Below are 3875 nucleotides of genomic sequence, written 5' to 3'. Positions count from 1 at the left end.
AGGTAGCCGCGGGCGAGGCCGACCCCGGTGATGTAGAGCTCCCCCGCCACGCCCGGGGCCGCCGGCTGCAGGAAGGAGTCGAGTACGTAGTGCCCCACGTTGCGGATCGGGCCGCCGAGCGGGACCACGTCGTATCCCGGTGACAGCGGGGAACTCATCGTCGAACAGATCGTCGTCTCGGTCGGCCCGTACGCGTTGATCATCCGCCTGCCGGGCGACCAGCGGTCCGCCAGCGCGGGCGTGCACACCTCGCCGCCGGTCAGCACGCTCCGCAGGCTGTCCGGCAGATCCTCCTCCGCGGCCAGCACACTCGGGGACACGGTGAGATGGGTGATCCCCCACCGCCGCAACGCGTCGCCGAGCGTCACCCGGGGCGGCATGCTCTCCGCGTCGGGCAGCACCAGCGTCCCGCCCGCCAGCAAAGCCATGTACAGCTCGGAAACGATGGCGTCGAACCCGATGGCGGACAACTGCAGGACCCGCGAGGAGGACGTGACCTCCAGGCGCTCGATATGCGCGGTGGCGAGGTTGCCGAGTCCGGCGTGGGTGACCATGACGCCCTTCGGCACCCCGGTCGATCCCGACGTGTAGATGACGTACGCCGCGTCGGTCGCCGCCACCCGCGGCAGCTCCACCTCGGGATCGGAAGCGGGCAGATCGTCCAGCACCAGCACCGAACCCGTGAATCCCTCGGGGACGACCGAACGCGTCGCGCCGGTGCACACCAGCACTTCCGGAGCCGAGCTGGACAGCATCAGCTCGATCCGCTCCCGCGGGTAGTCGGGGTCCACCGGCACGAACGATCCGCCGGCGAACGACACCGCCATCAGCGTCACCGCCAGCTCGGCCGAGCGGCCGACCACCACGCCCACCCTGGTCTCCCGCCGGACACCCAGCCCCACGAGCAGCCGGGCCAGCGATTCCACCTCGTCGAGCAGCTCACCGAAGGTCAGGCGGCGCCGGGCGTCCTCCACCGCGACCGCGTCCCGCGACCGCGCCACCTGCCTGCGGAACAGCTCCGGCAGTGCCTCGGCCTCGAACGGGACACCGGTCCGGTTCCATTCGTCCACCACCAGCCGTCGCTGCTCCGGTGCGATCAGGGCGACCCGCCCCACCGGCAGCCGCGGTTCGGCCACGACCTGTTCCACGGCCTGGAGGATCGACGCGACGACCTCTTCGGCCTGTGCCCGGTCGTACGCGTCCGGACGGTAGATGCATTCACCGCGGATGCCACCGGCCGCGGACACCCGCATGGACAACGGATAGTGCCCGGTGTCGTTCGGGATCGCCGCGGGACGCATGACGAGCGCGTCGGGGTCGTCGGACGGGCTCAGCGGGGACGGGGGGTTCTCGAAGACGACGATCGTGTCGAACGCCGCGCCCTGCCCGACCAGCTGGTTGATCTCGGCCAGCCCGATGTGCTGGTGCGCCATCATCCCGACCTGACGTTCCTGCAGATCCGCCAGCATGTCGACGAACGGCTCGGCCCCGTTAAGGCGGGCCCGCACCGGCAGCATGTTCATGAACAGGCCGACGGCGGATTCGACACCGGGGATCTCGGGCGGGCGTCCGGCCACTGTGGCACCGAAGACCACGTCGTCGCGTCCGGTGAGCCGGGCGAGCAGCAGCGACCAGACCCCTTGGAAGAGGGTGTTCACCGTGACGCCGTGCCCTCGGGTGAACTCGATCAGCCGCCTGCTCGCGTCCGCGTCGAGTTCGAACGTGACGCGGTCGGGTTCGATGGGCGCGATGATCGAATCCGGCGGTACGACGTGGGTCGCCTCGTCGAGTCCCGCGAGTTCGGCCTTCCACGCCGCCCTGGCGGCCGCCTTGTCCTGGCGGGCGAGCCAGACGAGGTAGTCACGGTAGGACGTCGGGATGGGCAGGGCCCGGCCGTCACCGCCGGCTTCGTAGGCCGCCACCACGTCGATGATGAGGAGCGGAAGCGACCAGCCGTCCGCGGCGATGTGGTGCGACGCCAGCGCCAGCCGGTGCCGTCCTTCCCCGAGGCGCACCAGGTGCAGCCGTAGCGGCGGCGCCTGGGTCAGGTCGAACCGTTCGGCGTGCAGTGCCGCGGCGAGACGGTCGAACTCCGCCAGTGCCTCGGCCTCGGGCAGCCGGGAAAGATCCGTTTCCAGCCACGGCACCGCGACCTCGCGGGCGACGGCCTGCACGGATTCACCGGACTCCAGCTGGTGGAAACTGGCCCGCAGCGCGGGATGCCGGTCGAGCAGGGCCTGCCACGAAGCCCGGAAGCGCCCGACGTCCAGCGGACCGTCGAGGGCGAGGGTGCGCAGGCTCGCGTAGACGTCCGGGCCGCGCTCGTCGGCGGCGTGGAACAGCAAACCCTCCTGCAGCGGCGAAAGCGGCCAGATGTCCTGCAAGTCCGCGACGGCCGCCTCGACCTCTTCCACCTCCCGCTGCGTCAACGCGGTGAGCGGGAAGTCCGATGGCGTGTACCCGCCGGAGCGGTCGTCGCCGGCGTGGGCGGCGAGGCCGATCAGCATGTCCAGCCACACCTTCGCGAGCGATTCCGCGCCGTCGTCGTCGAGCAACCGTCCGGCCCAGGTGAGGGTCAGGCTGAGTTCGGGTCCGCCGTCGGAGTCCAGTACGACGGCGTCGACCTCCAGGACGTGGCGCAGCGGCGCGTCCTGTTCCGCCGTGCCGCCGATGGTCCCCGCGATCTCCCACGGTTCCGCCGCGCCGTNNCCGAGGTAGTTGAACCCGATCTCCGCCTCCGGCAGCCCCGCCAGCACCCGGCCCGTCTCGGCGTTGAGATACCGCAGCATCCCGTAGCCGAGCCCGCCGTCGGGCAGGCTCCGCACGTTCTCCTTGACCTGCTTCAGCAGGGCGCCCGCCGACCGGCCGCCGTCGAGCACGTCGGCGGTGTCCACACCGGACACGTCGAGCCGGAGCGGATGCACGTCGGTGAACCAGCCGACCGTCCGCGACAGGTCCAGTTCGTCCAGGGGCTGACGGCCGTGTCCTTCGACGTCCACCACGACGGCGGTACCGCCGCGCCAGTGGGCCACCGCGCCGGCCAAGGTGGCCAGCAGCACCTCGTGGACACCGCAGTGGAAGGCCGAAGTCGCCTTCTCCACGAGCACGCTCGCGTGGTCCCGTGCCAAGGTCCAGGACCGGCGGCCCGCGGTCGACACGGTGTCCCGCGCCCGGTCGAGTCCACCGATCCGCGCCCGCGCTCCGCCGAGGATCTCCGTCCACGTGCCGAGTTCGGCGGTCCGGGCCGCCGCCTGTCCGGTCAGCGTCCGCGCCCAGCTCCGGAACGAGACGTTCGGCGGATCGAGCGACGGTTCGCCGCCCGCGGCCACGCTTTCACAGGCCAGCCGCAGATCCGGCAGGAGGACACGCCACGACACCACGTCGACCGCGATGTGGTGGGCCACCACGACGAGTCGCCCCAGCCTGCCGGGTCCGGCGTCCACCCACACCACGCGGACCATCACGCCACCGGCGGGATCCAGCCGTGCGGCCGCCTCGTGGGCGGCGCGGTCCGCGATCTCGTCGAGGTCACCGGCGCCCGCCTCGATCCGCTCGACCAGGCTCGCCGCGCCGACCGTTCCCCGTTCGGCCACGACCAGCCGCGGCTCCTCCCCGGCGGTCTCCACGACCCGGCTCCGCAGCAGGTCGTGGGCGTCGATCACGGCGCCGAGACCGGCGCCCAGCACCTCGATCGAGAGGTCCGCGGGCGCACCGACGGTGACCCACTGCGCGAGGGCTCCCCTGGTCATCGCGTGGTGATCGCGTTCGATCAGCGCCCGCATCACCGGTGTCCAGGCGACCTCGCCGACCCCGTCCTCGGCACCGGCCGGGGCCTGCCCGCCGCGTTCGGCGATCGCCGCGATCGCCGCGGGGGT

At 72.0% G+C, this 3875-nt stretch carries 1 protein-coding gene; it reads right to left on the bottom strand.

The annotated features are described in order from the left end of the window. Positions 1-3749: condensation domain-containing protein (locus tag AVR91_RS10975; RefSeq protein WP_455577834.1), on the bottom strand; the 3749-nt coding region annotated here is incomplete at its 3' end. Between the last annotated feature and the right edge of the window lie 126 nt (positions 3750-3875).

It is taken from the genome of Amycolatopsis keratiniphila subsp. keratiniphila, from assembly GCF_001620365.2.
GTDB classification, from domain to species: domain Bacteria; phylum Actinomycetota; class Actinomycetes; order Mycobacteriales; family Pseudonocardiaceae; genus Amycolatopsis; species Amycolatopsis keratiniphila.
Note: the sequence above shows the minus strand (reverse complement) of the source record. Positions and strands in the feature narration are given on the sequence as shown.